26 protein-coding genes and 3 tRNA genes are annotated in these 21336 nt (G+C 30.4%); 24 read left to right on the forward strand and 5 right to left on the reverse strand.

Features of this window, described 5'->3' with window-relative positions:
- Window positions 1–8 precede the first annotated feature (8 nt).
- Complete coding sequence (locus tag SHI72_RS16075) at window positions 9–1013, forward strand: PorP/SprF family type IX secretion system membrane protein (RefSeq protein ID WP_039113949.1); 1005 nt, start codon at window positions 9–11, stop codon at window positions 1011–1013.
- A gap of 134 nt (window positions 1014–1147) precedes the next feature.
- On the opposite strand, the gene SHI72_RS16080 is transcribed toward SHI72_RS16075, so the two are convergent.
- The gene (locus SHI72_RS16080) at window positions 1148–1762 is read right to left on the reverse strand and encodes a hypothetical protein (protein WP_323490665.1); all 615 of its coding nucleotides are present in this window, start codon (window positions 1760–1762) and stop codon (window positions 1148–1150) included.
- Between the two features lie 457 nt (window positions 1763–2219).
- Here SHI72_RS16080 and SHI72_RS16085 point away from each other — a divergent pair, with 457 nt between their 5' ends.
- The 17 genes from SHI72_RS16085 to SHI72_RS16160 all read left to right on the forward strand — a co-directional run bounded on the left by SHI72_RS16085 (window position 2220) and on the right by SHI72_RS16160 (window position 11919).
- Window positions 2220–2540, forward strand: a complete 321-nt coding sequence (locus tag SHI72_RS16085) for a hypothetical protein (RefSeq protein WP_323490666.1) — start codon at window positions 2220–2222, stop codon at window positions 2538–2540.
- Between the two features lie 65 nt (window positions 2541–2605).
- Window positions 2606–3055 (forward strand): hypothetical protein, encoded by a 450-nt coding sequence (locus SHI72_RS16090; RefSeq protein WP_323490667.1) that lies wholly within the window; start codon window positions 2606–2608, stop codon window positions 3053–3055.
- A gap of 95 nt (window positions 3056–3150) precedes the next feature.
- Window positions 3151–3426, forward strand: coding sequence for a hypothetical protein (locus tag SHI72_RS16095; protein ID WP_323490668.1), 276 nt, complete (start codon window positions 3151–3153; stop codon window positions 3424–3426).
- Between the two features lie 5 nt (window positions 3427–3431).
- Window positions 3432–3758, forward strand: a complete 327-nt coding sequence (locus SHI72_RS16100; RefSeq protein ID WP_323490669.1) for a hypothetical protein — start codon at window positions 3432–3434, stop codon at window positions 3756–3758.
- Window positions 3759–3905: 147 nt separating this feature from the next.
- Window positions 3906–4349 (forward strand): hypothetical protein, encoded by a 444-nt coding sequence (locus tag SHI72_RS16105; RefSeq protein ID WP_323490670.1) that lies wholly within the window; start codon window positions 3906–3908, stop codon window positions 4347–4349.
- Window positions 4350–4690: 341 nt separating this feature from the next.
- The gene (locus SHI72_RS16110) at window positions 4691–5194 is read left to right on the forward strand and encodes a hypothetical protein (RefSeq protein WP_323490671.1); all 504 of its coding nucleotides are present in this window, start codon (window positions 4691–4693) and stop codon (window positions 5192–5194) included.
- A 60-nt stretch (window positions 5195–5254) separates the two neighbouring features.
- Window positions 5255–5410 carry a hypothetical protein gene (locus tag SHI72_RS16115; protein ID WP_323490672.1) on the forward strand — a complete coding sequence of 52 codons (156 nt, stop codon included), beginning with the start codon at window positions 5255–5257 and terminating at the stop codon, window positions 5408–5410.
- A 2-nt stretch (window positions 5411–5412) separates the two neighbouring features.
- Window positions 5413–5934 (forward strand): hypothetical protein, encoded by a 522-nt coding sequence (locus SHI72_RS16120; protein WP_323490673.1) that lies wholly within the window; start codon window positions 5413–5415, stop codon window positions 5932–5934.
- Between the two features lie 363 nt (window positions 5935–6297).
- Entirely contained in the window at window positions 6298–7314 is a 1017-nt protein-coding gene (locus SHI72_RS16125) for a T4 RnlA family RNA ligase (protein WP_323490674.1), read from the forward strand.
- Window position 7315: 1 nt separating this feature from the next.
- Window positions 7316–8188: an AAA family ATPase gene (locus SHI72_RS16130; protein ID WP_323490675.1), complete on the forward strand. Its 873-nt coding sequence runs from the start codon at window positions 7316–7318 to the stop codon at window positions 8186–8188.
- Window positions 8189–8622: 434 nt separating this feature from the next.
- Entirely contained in the window at window positions 8623–9423 is an 801-nt protein-coding gene (locus SHI72_RS16135) for a TatD family hydrolase (RefSeq protein ID WP_323490676.1), read from the forward strand.
- A 42-nt stretch (window positions 9424–9465) separates the two neighbouring features.
- The gene (locus SHI72_RS16140; protein ID WP_323490677.1) at window positions 9466–9990 is read left to right on the forward strand and encodes a hypothetical protein; all 525 of its coding nucleotides are present in this window, start codon (window positions 9466–9468) and stop codon (window positions 9988–9990) included.
- A gap of 56 nt (window positions 9991–10046) precedes the next feature.
- Entirely contained in the window at window positions 10047–10202 is a 156-nt protein-coding gene (locus SHI72_RS23615) for a hypothetical protein (protein ID WP_416348479.1), read from the forward strand.
- A 1-nt stretch (window position 10203) separates the two neighbouring features.
- Complete coding sequence (locus SHI72_RS16145; protein WP_323490678.1) at window positions 10204–11574, forward strand: SDR family oxidoreductase; 1371 nt, start codon at window positions 10204–10206, stop codon at window positions 11572–11574.
- A 5-nt stretch (window positions 11575–11579) separates the two neighbouring features.
- A tRNA-Trp gene (locus SHI72_RS16150) sits at window positions 11580–11651 on the forward strand.
- Window positions 11652–11653: 2 nt separating this feature from the next.
- Window positions 11654–11727: transfer RNA gene (locus tag SHI72_RS16155), tRNA-Ser, on the forward strand.
- A 118-nt stretch (window positions 11728–11845) separates the two neighbouring features.
- Window positions 11846–11919 (forward strand) — tRNA-Ala (locus SHI72_RS16160).
- A gap of 150 nt (window positions 11920–12069) precedes the next feature.
- Here SHI72_RS16160 and SHI72_RS16165 read toward each other — a convergent pair.
- From SHI72_RS16165 to SHI72_RS16180, 4 genes are read right to left on the reverse strand one after another with little or no spacing between them, the layout of a single operon-like run.
- Window positions 12070–12885, reverse strand: a complete 816-nt coding sequence (locus tag SHI72_RS16165; RefSeq protein WP_323490679.1) for a sensor histidine kinase — start codon at window positions 12883–12885, stop codon at window positions 12070–12072.
- The gene (locus tag SHI72_RS16170; RefSeq protein WP_323490680.1) at window positions 12882–13517 is read right to left on the reverse strand and encodes a hypothetical protein; all 636 of its coding nucleotides are present in this window, start codon (window positions 13515–13517) and stop codon (window positions 12882–12884) included. The genes SHI72_RS16165 and SHI72_RS16170 overlap by 4 nt, the downstream gene beginning before the upstream one ends.
- Complete coding sequence (locus SHI72_RS16175; RefSeq protein ID WP_323490681.1) at window positions 13518–14180, reverse strand: hypothetical protein; 663 nt, start codon at window positions 14178–14180, stop codon at window positions 13518–13520. It abuts the gene before it with no gap.
- A gap of 6 nt (window positions 14181–14186) precedes the next feature.
- Window positions 14187–14816 (reverse strand): response regulator transcription factor, encoded by a 630-nt coding sequence (locus tag SHI72_RS16180; protein WP_323490682.1) that lies wholly within the window; start codon window positions 14814–14816, stop codon window positions 14187–14189.
- Window positions 14817–15039: 223 nt separating this feature from the next.
- Between SHI72_RS16180 and SHI72_RS16185 the strand changes: the two genes are divergently transcribed.
- From SHI72_RS16185 to SHI72_RS16210, 6 genes are all read left to right on the forward strand, one after another.
- Entirely contained in the window at window positions 15040–16317 is a 1278-nt protein-coding gene (locus SHI72_RS16185) for a hypothetical protein (protein ID WP_323490683.1), read from the forward strand.
- Between the two features lie 48 nt (window positions 16318–16365).
- Window positions 16366–18120 carry a DUF4403 family protein gene (locus SHI72_RS16190; RefSeq protein ID WP_323490684.1) on the forward strand — a complete coding sequence of 585 codons (1755 nt, stop codon included), beginning with the start codon at window positions 16366–16368 and terminating at the stop codon, window positions 18118–18120.
- Window positions 18092–18232 carry a hypothetical protein gene (locus SHI72_RS16195; RefSeq protein WP_323490685.1) on the forward strand — a complete coding sequence of 47 codons (141 nt, stop codon included), beginning with the start codon at window positions 18092–18094 and terminating at the stop codon, window positions 18230–18232. The genes SHI72_RS16190 and SHI72_RS16195 overlap by 29 nt, the downstream gene beginning before the upstream one ends.
- Before the next feature lie 203 nt (window positions 18233–18435).
- On the forward strand, window positions 18436–19377 hold the full coding sequence (locus SHI72_RS16200) for a multicopper oxidase domain-containing protein (protein ID WP_323490686.1): 942 nt from the start codon (window positions 18436–18438) through the stop codon (window positions 19375–19377).
- Window positions 19378–19395: 18 nt separating this feature from the next.
- Window positions 19396–19821 (forward strand): hypothetical protein, encoded by a 426-nt coding sequence (locus tag SHI72_RS16205; RefSeq protein WP_039113998.1) that lies wholly within the window; start codon window positions 19396–19398, stop codon window positions 19819–19821.
- Window positions 19822–19862: 41 nt separating this feature from the next.
- Window positions 19863–21332 carry a tyrosinase family protein gene (locus SHI72_RS16210; RefSeq protein ID WP_323490687.1) on the forward strand — a complete coding sequence of 490 codons (1470 nt, stop codon included), beginning with the start codon at window positions 19863–19865 and terminating at the stop codon, window positions 21330–21332.
- Window positions 21333–21336: the final 4 nt, after the last annotated feature.

Genomic DNA, 21336 nt, shown 5'->3' on the forward strand with positions numbered 1-21336 from the left:
AGATTACAATGAGATTAAAACTATATATTACAATAATTATTACCTGTTGCTTTTTTTCAGAAACGAGAGCACAAGACCCAATTTTTACACAATACTTTTTAATTCCAGAAACATTAAATCCAGGTTTTTCTGGATTTATGGAAACAACATATGCAGGAATCGTTCACCGCGAACAATGGCCAGATCTGGATTTAAAAATAGATACCGATTATGCGTTTGTAAATACTTGGAACGAAAATATTAATAGCGGTTATGGTATAAGTGTTTTAAACCAAAGAGAGAATCTAACCAAGTATAATTACACGCAAATAAATGCCAATTATGCTTATAGAGTAAAGCTAAATGATACTTGGTATTTTAGACCAGCCATCGAAGCTGGTTTCGGATTAAAGTCATTTGCATTTCAAAACTTATTGCTCGAAGATCAAATTAATATAAGAACAGGAGTTATAAATTCAAGTTCGATAGATCCGATGTTAAAAAATGACAAAGTCAGTTTTTTCGATTTCTCGGCAGGAATGGTTTTTAATACCGAAAGCCTTTGGATTGGTTTATCGATGAAACACCTTAACAGACCTAATATTTCCTTTGCAGCAAACGGAAATGTGCCTTTGGATACCTTTTTCTCACTAAGTTCAGGTTACGAATTCCTTCTGGCAGATTATGTCGATGTGTTATTCTTACCGTATGAAACCAAATTGCTTATAACCTCAAATTATATGCAACAAGGACACTACAATCGATTTGATTTAGGAACATCAATCCAGTTCGAAAAAATATTTTTTGGAGCAACAGCAGTTACCAATCCATCAAAAAACGGAATAAACAGAGAGTTACTTACCTCAATAAACCTTTTTACAGGATTGCAATATCAAAACCTAAAATTAGGGCTTTCCTACGATTTAAATACATCAAGTATGGGTAGAACAGGAGGCGTTTATGAAGTTTTACTAACGTACCAATTTAACTTAAGTGTAAAATGCTTTGGCTGTCCTAATTATACAGGAAGATAAACAGAAGTTATTATCTAATCAACAGTTTTAGCCTAATATGGGCGTGTCCCGCCGAAAAAGGCGGGTCGGGCTGTACGCTGTATCTTTTTTGGGCGAAAAGCCCCAAAAAGGATGCCGCTCCCATCCCTCACGCATTACGATAATAATGCAATTTCTTTTTCAATATTAATTCTCGCTTTCTCCTCATATAAATTTCTGAATTCCTCTGTCTGGTAGATAAATTCATTCTCCAGAAAATGTTTCAACGCTTTTGCACGTCCGGGTTTATATAGAAAATCAGGATAAATACTATATTCCTTTCTTATTTGCTCAAAGTATATTTGATATTCATCCCAATCTCGGGCTAGAATTTTTAAATCAAAATCTATTAGCCAATTAATATCCTCAATTATATTGTGCTGATGTTGTTGAGTCGCACAAATAGCATCAAAAACTAATTGTTTATCAAATGATATATTTTCAGGTAAAATAGACAACGCGTATTCGGCACTTTTGAGTTCATTATCTTTTTTAGAGCTTTTATAGATATAATCATGATAAAAGATAGCGAACAAAACTTCATTAGGGAATTCTAATTTCTGCAAGTAAGTATCATAACATTTAACCATATCAGCAATATGAGTAAGATTATGGTAATATCTGGATTTATTGGAATATGTCTTTTCTAAATCCAACCAATTACGCTGAATCTGTTTTTCTTCAAAACCAATATTTATAAGCAGCTCAGTATATTTTTCTTTTAGATTCATAGGGCTAATTTACATAAAAATAGAAATCTTTGTTAGTACGCAAAATAATTGCGCACCAACTATAAACCTTTGTATCATCAAAAAAAGAAAGGCCTTGTAGCTTAAAAGGAAAAGCCTACAGAAAAATTACTAGCTGTAGAGTTTGCGGATATTCCGGTTAGACCCGCGCGGACTAATGGGTAGAATTTACAGAAGCACCGAAATCGTTAGGGAAAGTAGGGAAGCGTATTTAGAGCCGCAATGCCCGAGAGGGAATATGAGTTCGAATCTCATCAAGGTCACAAAATTTGAATCAGATACATTTTAACCCAAAACGAGGATGGTAGATACAATGGAGATAAACTCGAAAATTTAGGTTGTGATAATTACAAGAAACACCTAATTTTGAACAAATAGATAATGGTGGTATCGGTAATGAAGATGGTTTTGACAATAGGATAATTAATAAGCAAAAAAAATGAGTAAAGTAACTAATGTTATTATTTTATTGTCTTGTTCAGAAGACGAAAGTAGAATAATTAATGAATTGAGCCTATTTGAATATAAGAAAGATAGTTTTTTTATCATTAAATCCATTGAAGATAAAATTCTTCCAAACTATTGGTATGGTGGTACTAAAGGTTTTGAAGCTTCAGTTCTGATTGGAGCATATAATTATTTGAATATACGAGATTTAATTAGCTATATGCGAAATATAAAATGGGAATATATTGAAGATGTTCAATTACTTTATAAAGAACAAGAAGACGAAGTTTTTAAGTTGATTAGCTTAATCTAATCTAGATGGCTTAGATAACAAATTTCTCAATCAACCAATTCTATTAATTAAATAATCAAAAATTTATGAAAAGTTCTAATTTAGATCTTTTAAAAAATAAAACAGTAATAAAAATTTGCAAGATTTCTATTAATGAAAACAATTCCTCATATAATCCTTCTGATACATTATTATTAAAATTAGTTGATGGTTCATTTTTTCAAATCGTAGTTGATTACGATATAAAAGTGTATCCATTGTCTTCAATAGAAAAACTTGTAATATTAGGAGATTATGACTTAAAAAATATTGAAATTGAATTAGTGGAAATAAGTGAAGTGGTTGACAGCCAAAAGATAATGGCTATATACGATTATTCACAATCAACATACCATTTTGGTTCAAAATTTCTAAATGCTGAAAATGAATTTATTTTTGGTTTTTGTTTTGGTTGGGATGAGATTATTTTATTAAATGAAAAAGATTTTATAACAATGTTAAATTCTTATGAAAATAGGATAGAAATTAAAAGATAGCGAATGGATATAAGAAAGAGAACCAGATAGCTTAGATATGTTGACGCAACGATAGTGCTGATTAATCAGTGCCGTAAAGAGAACTGAGCTCTGCTATGCCTAATGCTCTTGATAGAGTATATACTGGAGATCCTGTACCAATAACAGTTCTAGAAGAAGTCTATGAGGAAAAGTTTGTAAATACTACAATTGTAAAAATAGAACAATTGCCTATTGTTAAGAGTGGTATTATATATGGAGAAGGTAAAGATGGTAGGCACGTTTTTAATGTTGTTAACCAAAAAGGAACAATAAGATACTTAGATGGACAAACAGAGAAAGCAGCAAATATTAATATCTATAAGAGTTTAAAATTTTTGCCAATAAATTAAAAAATATGATTGATAAAGGAACTGCATATAATAGAATAAATACTGTTTTATTAGAAATGGAAAAAGAAGTAGGCTTAAAATTAAAAATAAATGATAATTATTTTTATGATTTTTATGACTTTATGTTTTTTATATATGACTCATATGAATATTTAGTAAATGGTAACAATTCTTTCGCATTGGCGGGTAATTTACCTCTTATTATAGATAAAAATGAAGGGAATATTTATACTCTTATAGATTTTACAGATGAATTAGAAGATTTTAAATTTGAAGAACTTCTTTTAAATGGGTTTTTAGAAAAAAAATCCTACCTCTTCGAAGAGTTCTAATGAATAAATTTGTTGTATGTGCTGCGAATGTCTTCTATGTTTAGTGGTTCTCCTATAAAAAAAGGTGTATATATGGATATGCTAAAAAAGATGAATCCTAATGGATTAAAAGTTGAAAACATAACAAATAGTCTACAGAAAAATTAGATGAAAAATAGCGAAACGAATAGAATGTTATATATATCTTTAAATTCAATAGGATATGAAATTGAAACTTCTAGAATTAATATGTATTCAATAGAAAATAGATATTCATATTCTCCTTTTTTAAGATTTAGATTTAAAAAAATTGAGAAAAATGACTCTATTTATAGTAAAATAAAATTGGTCATAAACTCTTTTGAGGGTAATTTAAAATGGGATATGATTACACATGAAAACACTTCTAATTTTATAATTATTCCAAAGGTTTTTAGCGATGTTAATAATTTGTCTTATAATAATAGAGATTATTATTCAAAAAAGTACACAAAAGAAAAGTTTGAAGAACTTGTTGACTTGTCAATAAATGATATAAATGAACTAAGTATAAAAATTTTTAGTTTACAAAAACTAGATGGTATCACTTCATCGAAGAGTTCTAATGAATAAATAAATTTGTAGTATGTATCATGCGAATGTCTGCTGACTTCGTAGCCACTACAATAAGCAATTCTAAGATAGCTCTATTTTTAAATCTTTCCATTTAGGATGGCATAAACATTAAAAAGCAGTTTAATATTATTTTAATCTGAAGCAGGTCTTCAAAGTTCTTTATTTCCAAGAGCATCAGATTGACAATTTGAAGAATTTACATTAACTAAAAAAAATAAAGCACTACATTCTACAGTAGATTTAGATAGGCAAGTAGGAGTGAAACAGTTATATAGTAAGAAAATTAAACTAATTCTGCATCTAACATTGGTTAATCCTTAATTTCAATTTTAATAATTATGAATAAAATAGACGAATTTTGGTATATTTTAACGAAAGCAATACTCAACAAGAATGAAGATATGATTTATCTATATGATAGGCCAAATGATTTGATACTAAGTTATTTATTTAAAAATAATAACGCAATTCCATATTATAAAAATGAGGAACTTAAACAAATTAACAGTGTTTATAGAAATAATGTAGTTGAAAATTTTGACCATGTTTATTCTAGATTCACTCAAAATGATTCATCAATTTTTAAATTAAAAGCAATCAGCGATCAAGAGAAAAAGCAATTTTTGGATGATTTTATATTTGATATTGAAGATTCTTATAAAAAACAAATTATCGAATGTGTTAATATAAATAATTTAGAAAAAGGAGGTTCTTTACTTAGTAAAATTAATTTTGAAAAATCTATGACTTATAGCAATAAACTCGGAATTTTTTTAAATGAAAAATTTCTTGACCTTTATTTTCCATTAGGGATAAGTACTAATACAAATGTTGTATGGTAATTTATAGTTACAGTTCGAAGTTTAGTTTTAGTAAAGGAGCTCTTCAATTTGTTCTTATGAATGAAAATATTGTCGTATGTACGCACTGACGAATATCTCTTAACTTCTCACTATGATAGTAATTGTAAGTTTGTAGACATTCAAAATGGTGTTGAACATACTAAAGCTGGAACGAGTAAAATATTTTCAACATATAAAAATATCGAAGTAAAATAACTATGGACGATTTAATAGAAAAAATTTTAGGTGAAGACTTTGAGATATTAAGAAGAGTTGATTTTAATGATTTAATATTTATTTTTTTTCAGGAAAGAGGATATTCAAATCCTTATAATGATGAAAGATTAAATTTAATTTCAGGTCGAGGACCATTAAAAATTAATAAAAAAACAAAAGAATATGAATTCACAAATGTGTATGAATTTTATTCTGAATATGGAGATAATGAACTAATTTGTCCAAAAGAAAACAAAACAGTTGTTGATTGGGATAAAGTGTTATCTAATATTAAAAATCGAAAACATATAAATGTTGATGACTTTATTTTATTATTAGAACATAATAATTTATCTATTGATACTTTTGATATTTATAGTAAAAAGCCGCCTGAAATTTATGATATAGAAGTAAAAAGCGATGATGATGCAAGTTTTTTAGTTGAATTTCTTAAACTAGTAAATGCTAATTATTTAAAAAAAAGTAATAATCATTTTGTAATAAATTTGAATCTTGATTTTTGAACACACTTTTAGAGAGTTCTTATAAATAAATTGATCCATCTTGTTACGCACTAGCAAACTTCCCCTGATTTAGTACTCATTACAATTAGCTACAAACATAGTTTAACAACAAAAGCAACCTGTAAATAGGTTGCTTTTGTTGTTACAGAAAGGTAAGTGAAAAAACAAATAATAAAAAAGACAACTCATCTTAGAAAAACTTTATGTTTTTAGATGTTAATTAATGCTTTCATAAATTGCACTCATCAACTTAAAATATAAATCAATGTTTAGGAACAATTTATATTACTCAAAATAAGATTTTTTTATTGCGCAAAATAACTGCGCACTAACTTTTGAATCTTTGTTTAAATAAAAGAAGAAATGAATACAGTACTTTTAAAAGAGATGATATCCAAAAATTATATTAGAGTGAATAAACACCCTGATTATGATTTATATATTTATAATTATACTCAAAGTGCTCAATTTGAAAGAATATGGAATGAGATTACATTAAGTTGTAGAGGATTGATTCTAGATGAAAACTTTGAAGTTGTTGCAAGACCATTTCCTAAGTTTTTTAATTTAGGAGAAATGGAAAATCAAGAAATCCCTAATACAACTTTTGAAGTGTATGATAAAGCAGATGGTTCGATGGGGATTTTATATTGGATAGATGAGATTCCGTTTATAGCAAGCAGAGGTTCATTTGCAAGCGATCAATCCGATAAAGCAAACGAAATGTTGCATGGGAAATATAAAGATTCGTGGACATTATTGGATAAAAGCAAAACCTATTTATTCGAGATTATTTATCCCGAAAACCGAATTGTTTTAGATTATGGCGCTACCGAAGAATTGGTTTTACTGGCAATTATCGATACACAATCGGGAGATGAATTTCCGCTGGTGGATATTGGATTTCCTATAGTTGAAAGATATAACGGAATCAAAAATATTCAGACTTTAAAAGAAATGGATATCGCTAACAAAGAAGGTTTTATTATCAAATATTCGAATAACTTTAGATTAAAAATTAAATTTGAAGAATACCTTCGTTTGCACCGAATCCTTACACAAGTTTCTAATTTGAACATTTGGGAATATTTAAAAACTAACCAATCTATAGAAGAAGTTTTAGAACGAGTTCCTGATGAATTCTTTGATTGGGTGAAAGAAACTAAAGCCGATTTAGAGAATCAATATGCAGTAATCGAAAATCAATGTAAAAAGGATTTTAAAGTATTCGAAACGGTAAAGGAAACAGCCTTGTATTTCCAGACATGTAAACATCAGGGAGTATTATTTGCAATGTTTAAAAACAGAGATTATTCAGAAATAATTTGGAGAATGATTAAGCCAACATTCGAAAAACCATTTAATAAAGGAGAAAAATAAAATGAGAAAAGTAATTTTAATGAAAGGATTGCCAGGAAGTGGAAAATCGACTTTGGCAAAAAAGATAATCTCAGAAAATCCAGAAACATATAAAAGAATCAATAGAGACGATTTACGAGCAATGTTCGATAACGGAACAACGAGCCAAAATAACGAAAAGTTTGTAAAAAAAGTTCGTGATTTATTAATCGTAAAATGCTTGGAAGAAGGAAAAAGTGTTGTGGTAGATGATACTAATTTATCAGAGACCAATTTGAGACGAGTTACACAATTGGTTCAGGAATACAATGCAAAATTTAGCGAAAAGGTAATTGTTGAGGTTCTCGAAGTAAATACAGATGTTGCAGTTTGTATTGAGAGAGATGCTTTAAGAGAAAAACCAGTTGGTGAAAAAGTAATTAAAAAAATGCATCGACAATTTTTTAAAGACTCACCCGAATACGCAATCCAAAATCCAGAATTACCAAAAGCAATTATCTGTGATCTAGATGGAACATTGGCATTGATGAACGGGAGAAATCCTTTTGATGCAAGTAAGTGTGATCAGGATTTATTAAATGAACCAGTTGCAAACGTGTTAAGGAATTATAAGAAATTGGGTTATAAAATACTTTTGGTTTCAGGAAGAGAAGATAGATACAAAGAACCGACTTTGCGTTTCCTTGAAAAACATGCCATAGAATTTGATGATTTAATCATGCGAAAAAGTCAAGACAACCGAAAAGATTCTATTATAAAAACAGAAATCTATAATGATTTTATAAAAGATAAATACTTTGTAGAGTTTGCTCTCGATGATAGAAACCAAGTAGTAGATACCTGGAGAAACGACCTGAAATTACCATGCTTCCAGGTATATTATGGGGATTTCTAAAGGTGCAAAGGTTCAAAGATGCAAAGGTTCAGAGGTTTCGCTCTGTCGATAAATGATAATCCAAAAGGTTCAAGTTCTTCCTGTGTAGCTGTGTAGAGACGCACAGCAGTGCGTCTAACGTAACATGAGATACAAAACGAAACAAATAAACTTTGTACAAAATAATAAAAAAACAATCAACAGACGGAGGTTCAAATCCTTCCTGCGCAGCTAATAAGTCGCGGTAGTTTAGTATGGGAAAACAGTTGGTTTTTTTTAAGGTTCAAAGGTTAAAAACTTTGCGACTTCGCGTCTTTGCGAGATTAAAACAGACTAAGGAATAAAAAAACTTAGCCCCTTCGCGACAAAAAAATAAAAAAGAAAAAAAATATAAAGACACAAAGAGAGAAAACCTTTGTACTTCTGAGCCTTTGTGCCTTTACAACTTAAAAAAAATGAATACATATATAGATATCGGAATTAATTTAACCAATAAACAATTCCATAACGACATAGACGATGTCGTACAAAATGCATTAGATGCCGATGTATCGCTAATGATACTTACAGGCACAAGCGTAAAAAATAGTGAAGCTTCGGCTGAAATAGCAAAAGAATATCCAGGAATATTATACACAACAGCAGGAATTCACCCGCATGATGCGAAGAGTTTTGATGCGCAAAGCATTTCAAGGCTAAGAAATTTATTAAAGCAGAAACATGTAGTTTCGGTAGGCGAGTGCGGACTCGATTTTGACCGTGATTTTTCGCCAAGAAATGTACAGGAATTATGCTATAAAGCCCAATTAGAATTGGCAATCGAAGTTCAGAAACCTTTGTTTTTACATGAAAGAGCGGCTTTTGCTCGATTTATGAGTATTACAAATGAGTATTTACCACAATTACCAAAAGCAGTGGTACACTGCTTTACAGGGAGTTTGCAAGAAGCCAAAATCTATCTCGATAACGGATTGTATCTTGGTTTTACAGGAGCAATATCAGACAGTAAACGTTTTAATCATTTAAAAGAAGTGATACAATACGTTCCGCTGGATAGAATGATGATAGAAACCGATGCGCCATTTATGCTGCCAAAAAATACGCCTGTTTCTCTTTTGAAAAAATACCACGAACGCCGTTGCGAACCTGCTTTTCTGCCTTTTGTTGCAGCAACAGTTGCACAGTTTAAAGGAATTTCGGGGATTATAGTTGCAGAAGAAACTACTAGGAATGCAAAGACCTTTTTTGGGATTTAAAATTGTAAAAAGTTTTATATAGATTTACAGTAAAAACCTAATATGGAGCAAGAAAATAACGATTTCAAGATACTTACAGATTATATATTGTCAATGAATCTATGTGACGATTTTGCTTTTGCTTTTGACTTTGATTTAATTGAAGATTGGGCAATACAATTTATTAATTTGGGATGTGAGAATGAACCTCTTTATACCTTAGCTACTTTTTATAAACCCATCAATCCTGATGAAATTATGCCTTACCTAAAGCGTACTTTTTTAGAACTGAATTTAAAAGAAAAGTATAATGATGAAGCTGAGATATGCTATGCACGATATCATTTCAATAAAGTTGTAAAAGGAGAAGATGTGAAAACAAATTTATTTCTTGCTGCAATATTCTGTGATGGAGATGGTCGAAAAACACACCCAGACGAAGAACTTAATTTTAGTGTTCTTAGTGAAATTTGGCTTGATATGAAATATGATGCAGATTATTGGTATAGAGGAGTTAATATTAGTAATATTGAACAAAAAGTTATAGAAAAGGCTAAATGGTGGTTAAAAAACAATCCTTTAAAATAAAAAGATTAAGAGTTGTAAAGTCAAAAAATACACAGAAACTTTGAGGCTCTGCGTCATTGGTCAATAATCCGGATAGAGTAATTGCAGAAAGTGATTTAATTGCCATAACTTCTGATGCATGGATTTTAGATAATAGTTTAGCCAATTTTAATTTGATAAAATATGTTTTGGCCCAATTAAATATTCATGAAACTATAATAGATAGCAAATAAAATGGAAGAAAATAGAGATTATGCTTTTAGTAATGAAGAATGGAAAGCCTGTATTAAGGTTTTAAAGACTTTGAAAGAAGCTCCGTTTGAAAATCCTGATAACGATTTGTTTGCTGGTTTGATTACGAAAATTCATAAAAATGCAAAAAAGAATATCCGTAGCACGAGTTATAGTTCTAAAAAACAAGAAGATCTTCTAACAAGTTTAAATGCAGAATTGGTATCAAAAGCTTTAAATGGAGAAACATTATTTTCGGAAAAAGAAAAACCAAACGAGCAGCAGTTTAAAGCATTAAACCTGCCTAAAAATTGTTACTGTTGTAACCAATCGTATAAATTAGCACATAGTTTTTACACAAGACTTTGTCCAGAATGTGCAGAAGAAAATTATGAAAAGCGTTTTCAGAATATAGATTTAAAAGGTCGAAATGCAATTTTAACAGGTGGTCGGGTAAAAGTTGGATTTGCAACGGCTTTAAGATTATTGCGTAACAATGCCAATGTGGTGCTTACAACACGTTTTCCTGCTTTGGCGTTAGAACAATTTAGTCAGGAAAATGATTTCGAACAATGGAAAGAAAATCTGATTATCTATGGTTTAGATCTAAGAAACCTCAATGCTATAAATGAGTTTGTATATTTTTATAAATCTAAATTTAAAAGTTTAGATATTTTGATAAACAACGCAGCACAAACGATAAAATACCCAGATGAATATTATTTGCCTTTAATTAAAAAAGAAGGCAAACTGCTTGGGGAGTTTAAATCAAATCTAAATTTAATTTCAAATCAAACTGCGATTGGCAAAGAGATAAAAGCTTTAGAGTATGGTTTGGAAGAAAAAACCGAAATAACACTCACACGCTTTGGACAACCTGTTGACAATCGCGAAAAAACAAGTTGGAATTCGACTTTGGAAGAAATTAGTATGTATGAATTGGTTGAGGTCAATTTGATTAATCAGATTGCTCCTTACCTTTTAATAAAAGAATTAAAACCATTATTTTTAAATTCAGATTTTAAGGAACGTTTTATTGTAAACGTGACATCATCAGAAGGGATTTTTAGTTATACCAACAAAACTATTTTTCATCCGCATACCAATATGACAAAGGCAGCGCTGAATATGATGACGCTAACTTCTGCCAAAGAATTTGCTGCCGATTCGATTTTGATGACAAGTGTTGATGTTGGGTGGATTTCGACAGGAGCCAAAGAAAGTCTGCGAAAAAAACAATTTGAAGAAGGGTATATTCCGCCATTAGATTCTGTTGATGGCGCAAGCAGAATTTTTGATCCAATGGTTCAAGGTATCAAAGGAAAAAGTATATTTGGGGTCTTATTGAAAAATTACAAAGTTTCTCAATGGTAAAATATGGGATGGTAGTTTAACTGGAAAAACAATTGCTGCCACTGTAGTAGTTTTGGGTTCGAGTCCCGACTGTCCCACAAAGGTGTTAGCTCAATTGGAAGAGCGTCTGTTTGCTAAACAGATGGATGCAGGTTCGAGTCCTCGCACACCTTTACTTTTTTAGATTCAAAGGCTTACTTAGAGGTTGAGAGATACAGAGAAAAAAGGTTTAAAGATTTAAAATTTTTTGCTTCTGACGCTCCGAGATAATGTCTTCATGGCAAATCATACAAAGGTGTTAGCTCAATTGGAAGAGCTCTTGCCCTGCAAGCAAGTGGTTGCGGGTTCGAGTCCCTGCACACCTTTTTTTTAGGTATAAAGAAACTAATATAATTAAGGATTAGATTCTCTACCTTTTTAGAAGTAACTATTACACAATTTAAAAGAATTTCAAGAGTTAAAGTTGTTGAAAAGACTACTAGAAATGCTATAGAGTTTTTAGTATTTAAGGTTTTCTCAGCTAGAAAGTGGGAAATTAGAATCTTGTAATGGATAAACAAACAACAAAGAAACACCTTTTTGTACAGGAACGATCTGAAAAGTTCCATTTATAGCTTCCATTCGCAAAGACATATTGGTCAAACCATTTCCTTTTAGGATAGTTTCTGATAATCCAATACCATCATCAATGACGGTAATTTTAAAAGAAGTATCGGTTTGCTCAAATTGAATGTGGATGTTATTTGCCTGACTGTGTTTATAAACATTATGAACAGCTTCTTTAATCACTAAAAAAAGGTTTCGTCTTGCTTTTACCGATAAGTCAGTTTCTTTTTCAAGAATGTTCAAATCCAATTGTAAAGAAATTGAGGTTTTATCCAAAAAGCGTTTGACATATATACTGGTGTATTCTATAAAATTGTCGATAGTATCATTTTGAGAATTCAAACTCCAAAGGATTTCTCGCATGGCCAAATTCATATCTTCAGAAGTATTTATGATTGCTTCTAAATCTTCAGAATAACTTTCCTCAGGCATTTTATACTTTAAAAACTCAGCTTGAAGTTTTATAGCCGAAATTCCGGCACCTAAATCATCATGCATATCTTGCGAAATACGTTCTCTTTCTAACTGAATCGCTTTTTGACGTTCTAATTCTTTCTGCAATAATTGATTTTTGAATTCACTTTCTTTTATTTGATCTTCTTGCTGCTGAATCAATTGTTTTTTATTGTAAATGAACACCATCATAATTATAAAACACACAAATAATAGCATTATGATAATGGCAATAATGTAGGTAAGTTTTATTTCGTGTGGTAGTTCGTTCATTTATTTAGATCTTTTGCTATTGCTTCATATTTCATTAAGCCCTTAAAAAATAAGATATACATAATACTACTAATAAAATATAAGAATTGCCATAATAAATTTAAAAAATCTTTATCTGTCTTATTAAAAAAATCTCTTGGAATTTCTCTAAAAATAAAGAAACAACTCCAGAAAAGTAAGGCAGATGAAATCCAAAAATTAGGGTCGTCTGTAATTTTGTCTTTGGATGGAAAAGCTATTTTTTGGTAAAACCATAACATACTGTACAAAATATAAAAAAAGGGTAAAACACTAATTAATTTTGAATTTAAACTTTCTCCCAAAAAGTTAGGGAATATCAAAATAGAAATCATAAGAATAACAGACAGTAAATTGACTTTCTTTTTTAAATTTCTATTGAATTGTCTGGAATAATAAAACCAAAAAAACAGTATGCAGAATATACAATATAAAGTATATTGAAAACTCCATTTTTTTTCTAATAAAATAATTACCTCTGAAAATAATTCTACAAGAAAAGTAACAAGGAGATAAATAAATAAATAGTTTTGGCTAGAAAGATTAAATTTTCTAACCAAAACCATTGATTTTAATAGTGTGATTAATAATACTATTTCATAAATATTATTCATTTAAGGTCTTAGATTACCTAAGTCATAACCAGAACTTTCAGCAAATATTTTGTTGTTTTCTGAATCATTGACTAGAGCATGGACACAGAAAGAAATTCTATCGTTTTTATTTTCAAAATTGGGTAAGCTTGTACCATTTAAATCGGTAGAACGATATTGAAACATATTAAATTTTAAATGATTAAAAGTGAAGTGCAATTCCAAACTCTTTATGTAAGAATCAACAATTTCAAAATCATATGAAATCATATTGCTTTCAGTACCTGTTTGACTTACTAATTTATCTCCTATGCCTTCTTTAAAATCAATAATCATACTGTTAAAACTTTTGAAATCTGTTTTAATAAAGAGCTCGTTATCTAAGGCATATAAAATATCGTCATTTTCTTGAATAAGCTCTTCTTCATTATCTGAAAAAGACAAACCTAAGTTCAAAGAACCATTTTTTTGTATGTAATAAAATTTACAGTAGCTTTTGCTGTAATTTATTAAAAGTAATTCTTTTAACCTTTTTGCATCAATTAGAAAACTTTCAGTTAATCCACTAATGCTTCTAGTTAAAACTTGATACCTCATGATAAAAAGTTTTTCTTCTTGATGGTTAATCTTTTTTTTAAAGATAAAATCTTCAATTCCTTTTCTTTGTAATTCTTCTAATTCCATGATTTCTTAGTTTTTGTTGTTAAATTTATTAATTGCTTCAATTTTATTACTTACTTGTAACTTTCTATACATATTACCAATGTGCTTTTTGATGGTATCAATTGTGACATTTTTTTTATCAGCAATTTCTTTATAGAGTAATCCTTGTGCTAGCAATTCAAGGACTTCTTTTTCGGTTGCGGTAAGTAATGCTAAACTTTGTACTTGTACTTTCGATTCCTGAAAATGTTGTAAAACACGCTTTGCAATGGTAAAACTCATTGGGGCACCTCCTTTATGGGCTTCGAGAATTGCTTGGATAATTTTATCCAACGGGTCTCCTTTTACAAGATAACCACTTGCACCTGCACGCAAGGCTGAAAATATTTTTTCGTCATTTTCAAAACTTGTACACATTACGAAAGTGGTACCTGGCATTAATTCTGTTAGTTTAAAAACAATATCGATACCTGATAAATCCTGCAATTGTATGTCCATTAAAACCACGTCTGGCTCTGAGGCTTCTAATTTTTGCAAAGCATTTTTACCATTAAAAAATTGAGCTACACACTCCATGTCTTCCTGAAAATCGATGATATTCTTCAATGCCTGATTGTAATTTTTATCATCTTCTACTATGGCTACTCTTATTTTCATGGCGTTACATTTTCTTTTACAAAGTTGGGATATAAGCCCATTGAGCGCAATTACCCATTCGGGTGATATTTGAAATTAACATGGAAAGACAAATGTAAATATCTAATAAACTTACAAAAAAAACATAAGAAAGTAATAAAATAAAAATATCACCCTAAAGGGTAATTGATTGGTATACTGTTATCTAAATATATTTGAAACATAACTAAAAACACTCCGAATCATGAAAACAACATTATTTATCCTTTGCTTTTTATTCTTCGGAATAATAGGCTATGGTCAGGTCACTACCAAAATTATAGAAGTCGATTTAGGTAAGCCACACAAAAAAAGTATTACAATTTATACAGATTCATTATTTACCGCTTTAGATAACAGTAAATGGCTTTCTGTAAGATCTAGAGATGTAGTCTCTATTAGATTAATAAATTGGAATCCTTTAAAGCACTCTTATAAAATTGACACGAAAGAGGTTTCTTTTTTTAATGAAAAAAAAACACTAGATAGCCTCATTGACAAAACAAAAAAAGGGGCAAAGAGCGAAATTACAGGAGGCATTTTTCTGAATGATTCTATAAAAAGAATTATCAAAGAAAATGAAAATTTGAATCAAAGTATCGATAGTTTAAACTTTGAATTAGAAAGATTTTATGAAATTTTAATACAAAAAAGTAAGCTTGTTGAAGATGATTACAATATCAAAAGGAAAGAATTCCTAAATACTTCAAAAATACAATTAAGCAAGAGTTACAGTTTATTAAAGAATTTGCAAAATATTGAAGATGATACTCCTAGTTACTCAGATACACAAAAAAACTTACTTGAAACCAAAAAGAAATCTGAAAAAAATATCGAATCAGTTATACAGAAATTATACAGCATCAATTTAGATATTTACACTTTTCCCATCGATCTTCAAGGTAAAAACATTGATGCTTTAGAATTTAAACTACGCCGTTTTGATAAAGAAACGAAAAGCGAAGATCTTAGTTTCGCATCAACACCATACAATATCTGGATTAAAGGTGGTCTAAAAATAGATGTCAGTGCCGGAATATTTTTTACGTCACTTTATGATGAAGAGTATGATAAAAGAGACGATCCTGCAACTGCGGGTAATAAAATCATCACTTTAAAGAATAGTGGAGATTATGATATGGCTTTTGGCTCTACTATAAATACGTATATCCGCATGAATTCCTGGATTGTCCCAACTCTTAATTTTGGTGCGGTAATAACTCAAGATGAAAAGCTGCAAGTGCTTTTAGGTGTTGGAGCTATATTAGGAAAACAGGAACGTATTATTTTTTCAGCAGGTGTTTCTATGGGAAAAGTAGATCGAATTGCAGATGATTATCAAGTTGGTAGTTCCTATAACTTGGGAGATTCTGGAACTATACCTACACAAAGCCAGTTCAAATTCGGTAGTTTTTTCGGGATAACATACAATTTATCTAAAGTTAAGAAAATAAGTTTGGATAAAGGAATCGAAGAAAATTAAGTACTGGTAAATAATCTTTACCAATTTATAATCATTAAAATCAATTTTATGAAAACAACATTTATTTATCCAATACTTGTAATTGCAATTACATTTTCAAGTTGCAAAAGTTATGACGAGATAACAAAAAAACCTGAGCGTTTATCTGAAGATGTAGAATTACCTAGCTATGAAAGTAGTTTTGCACTTGCTTTAAAGGTTGATTTATCCAGTTTGGAGAGCAAATTAAACGATGCATTAAAAAACGGATACAGCAATTCTGATGAAGGCACATTTCAATATAGATCCTGGATAAAAATAGAAGATCCGCTTTATAATCCGAATAAGTTAATAAAAACTAAAAATCCTTTATATCATCCAAATGAATGGTTTAAGACAAAAGATCCTCTATACAATCCAAAAAAATGGATTAAAATACCCTTTGGAAAAACGAAAAACCCTTTTTATCACCCAAATGAATGGTTTAAAACCAAAGATCCATTGTATAATCCAAACGAATGGATAGAGACAAATAATCCATTGTATCATCCAAATGAGTGGATAGAAACAAAAGGCCCAGCAGTAGCAATAGGTTATAAATATGATGTTGATTTGAAACTGAAGGAAGAAGAAAAAATAACACTATCGTATGTTGATGATAATACCTTAAGGATATCTATTCCTATTTCGTTCAAAGGAAACGTAGGTCTACAAGGGAGTGTACCTAAGACTTTAACTTTAAATAAAAAGAATTTTGACGGAGAAATTCAATTTTTCGTCAATACAAGTTTTTCCATTACACCAGATTGGTGCCCCAAGATTGGATTAAATGTAACACATTCCTGGATATCAAATCCGCAGATTGAGATTATGGATAATGTTTATATCTCCTTGACTGGATTGACAGATAAATATTTAAAAGAAATTGAAAAAGATGTAAGTAATCTTGTAAGTCAACAAGTTAAATGTGATATGTTTAAAGACATTGTTAAAGAAAGATGGAAATACTATGGAGTTAGCCTACCAGCACTCGCAAATGGTAAACAATATCAATTGAATATAAATCCTTCAAAAGTAGCGCTGTCTGGTCTAAAAGTTTATAAAGATACTTTAGCTTTATATGTTGGAATAAAAGGAAACATTAGTTTTAATGATAATATTGTCAACACGACAAGTTCACTTCCTTTATTAGAAGAACAGACTGAAGCAATAAGTGAAGTTAAGGCTTTTCTTCCATTAGTTATTAAATATAATGATATTGAACATGCTGCTAATCAATATTTAAAAGATAATGATGTGGTTTTAAAACCAGATATTATTCTTAAACAGAAAGCCAAACTAAAGTTAATTGAAATGACCTTTTATCCAAATGGAGACGAAATTGTTGTAGGAGTTAAGCTAAAAGCTAAACTGGCAGGTAACCTGTTACCAGTGTCAGGATGGGTTTATTTAACAGGTAAACCAGTTATGACGGGTAATAAGAAATTTGAACTCCAGGACCTGGATTTTAGTATGACGGTGGATAATAAATTTTATCCCACTATATCAACACTCTTCAAACCTTTAATTATTAATGAAATTAAAAAACAAACTACACGGGATTTGACCGATAGCATTGCGGGCATTAAGAAAAAATTACTTGAAAAAAGCAATTCATTCCAACATGATGATATTGGATTTTCTATTGATGATATTGATTTCGGAATTAGCGACATCATATTAGATAAAGAAGAAATAGCCATAATAGCAGAATTTACTTCTAGGTTTGATATATTTTTAAAAAGTAAAAAGGAACATGGTGATTTTACCAGAAATGACAGATAATTTAATTATTTCTATCGAAAATCATTATAGAACATCAACTTTACCTGAAAAACCAGATGAAGAAAAAGTAATAAAAACTTTAATCTATATTCGAGAAGAACTTTACAAATAAAAACAAAAATCGCCCAACATCAGGGCGATTTTGTTTTATAATAAAGAATCTAAATCCTTCTTTTTCTTTCCTAAACTTAGTTTGAATTAACTTGATTTTAACTACAAAATCAGGTGTTTATACGCTGTTTTTTACTTTCAAATAGCTCTAAATTTGATTATAATATCAAATAATTGATGTTAGGTACTAATTTGAGTTTAGAAATGGAAAGACGCAATAAAATCATATTAGTATTTTCTTTTTTGTTCGTTAGTACATTTTTGTTTTCTCAAGATGAAAGATTAATTATTGGGAGAACAACGGGGAAATTGACTATTAATAGCAATTTAAAAATAAGAACCTTTGGCTTTGCTAACTCGCTTTCTGGGCAAGTTACTTTACCAGGATCTTATATTGATGTGAAGGTAGGGGATAGTGTAAATATTGATTTTTGGAATATTTCTCAAGGAAACCCTGTCTCTTTGTATTGTAAGGAAATTGAATTCTTGCAACGGAATAAGGAAAAGGAAATAATGAAGATAAAAGAACCAGTTCATCATATGGAACATGGTTTTTATTCTTTTCAGGCTAAAAAAGCAGGAACCTATCTTTATTATAGTCCCGAGAATTACCCTTTTAATCTTCAGGCAGGAATGTTTGGAGTTGTAGTTATACGTTCAAAAGAAAATGATGTCGCAGCGGTTAAACCATCGAGCGAAGTACTCTGGTGCAGTTACGAAATAGATACAAAATGGCATACTGATGCTATTATGGGAACAGAATACGATTATACAAATAAGCCAATAATTCTTCCCATTTATAAGCCCAATTACTTTTTTATTAATGGTGAAACAGTTCTTAAAAATAAAGGATTACAATTGGTTATAAATAAAAAAGAACCAGTACTCCTTCGTTTGGTTAATGCTGGATTATACCTTCATGAAATAGTGTTTCCATCCAATACAAAAATTCAGTTAGCATATGGAAATGAGACTAATGTAAAGGTGTTTTCTGATGGATATAAAGTGCAGCTTCAGCCGGGTGAATGTCTTGAATTACTCATTTCATTGGAAAACGTAGGGGAGAAGGAATCTATTATGTATCATTTTATAGATCCGATTTCTAAAAAGGAATATTACAAGGCTACTGTTCCAGTTTTCTATTAAAATTTAAAAAAGCTAGTTATGAAAAAAATATGCTGCTATCTTATTCTTCTTTCTTTTTCCTTCACGTTTGCGCAAAACAAACCCACTTTTTCTGTGGTTGGTAATGCAATAAATAAGGAAAGTTTATTGAAAAATAAACGATTAGATGTTTCAAAAATTAAAGTCGAAAATATTTCTAATAAACCCATTTTCCTTGTTTGGGAAACCGTCTCTAATACATTTCCTAAAGAATGGGATTGCTCGATGTGTCAGCATGGAGCTTGCCAGATAGGAATACCAAAAGGATCGGTTTTTAGTAAGCTAAACCCAGATCAGCAAGGATTTATTGCTATTCATGTAATTCCAGTGAACAAAATAGGAAATGGGACTGTGAAATTTAAAATTTATGACAAAGCAAATCCTGCCTATTCTAAGATTTTAACTTTTGAAGTCGAAGTACTTTAATGTAAATAAACAATTGAATAATTAACCCTAAATCTAATAAAATGAAAAAAATTACTAACTTATTTTTAATTATCCTGATTACAGGTTTATCCTATGGTCAGAGCAAAGCCAATGCGAAATATACGCGTTGGAATGTTAATACGCCCAATGGAAAAGCAAATCTTGAAGCAATGAATGTAGCCTTCAAAAAAATGAGGGAAATGGGTTGTGAGAAAGGTATTTCCTGGTATTATCAGGGAGCGATACATAATGTTCCAGATACAATTAATGGAAAAAACAAACTTTGCCCAGAGTATCAAACTATTGAAAATAAATTATGGGCATGGGCAGATTGCACACATAATGGATCTGAAAGTGCTGCTTTAAATTTTCTGTTATGGCATAGAATGTACATTTGGTATTTAGAAAAAATTGTTCGCGAATTATCCGGAAAAGCTGATTTTGCGCTCCCATATTGGAATTACGGAAGTACACAAACGGTAGATAACATTCTGGCGGAAGAAGTAAGAGATCCATCGACTTCTTTGTATGCAAAAGCAAGGTATACTATTCTTAACAGTGGTAAACCAATACTTCCTAATCAGCTTAAGGATATTCAATTGGCACTTGCGGAATTACAAAAGAATCCTTCTTTTAGCGGAACGGGTGGATTTAGTAAAAATATGGAACGTGCTCCGCATGGCTATATGCACAATCTTATAGGAGGGGTATATGCAATACCTAATAGTGAAACCTATTATAATGAAATATTCCAGACAAATACTTCAGGTTTAATGGCAAATGTAGAATCAGCAGGGTTTGATCCAGTTTTTTGGCTACATCATAGTATGGTTGATCGCGTTTGGGAATCTTGGGATGTTTCAGAATATGGTCAACGCCCGACATTAGAACAGTTAGAAGCTAATTCTTGGCCTTATGAGTTTATAGCTCCCAATGGAGATCGCATTACCTATACGATGAAGGAAGTTTACGATATCGTTTTTAATCTGGATTATAAATATGATAATTTGCTTTACGGATCTAAAACTCCAGTTCTAGCCGCCAATGAGACAAAAGGAAAAAATAAAATTGCATTTCAGGATGCTAAAGAAGAAGTTATTTGGGAACAGAAAGTAGGGAAGGTACTTGGAGCAACTGGTTTTACTCAGAAAGTAACCAGTACATTAGCAAAAAGCACAAATAAAGCTTTTAAAAGTATTAATTCTAAGATACTATTAAATCTGGATGTAGTAGTTTACAAAGAACCTAAAGATTATTACACCGTTTATCTTCGTTATGCCGGAAAGCCGGATATATATGTTGGGACAATGACTTTCTTTGGAGTTGCTCATGATCACGGAATGAATAAGAATCATGCGACAGCAGAAAGCGGGATAAAACTTAATTTCGCCTATTATATTTCAGACAATTTATTAGATTCTGATAAAGATTTTGAAGTTATTATAAAAAAGAGTGGAGGCGGAGATGCTAAAGTAACACTAGAAAAAATTAGTGTAGTAAAAGCAAACTAAGACA

Origin of the sequence: Flavobacterium sp. PL02, assembly GCF_035013205.1 — a bacterium.
Classification (GTDB): domain Bacteria; phylum Bacteroidota; class Bacteroidia; order Flavobacteriales; family Flavobacteriaceae; genus Flavobacterium.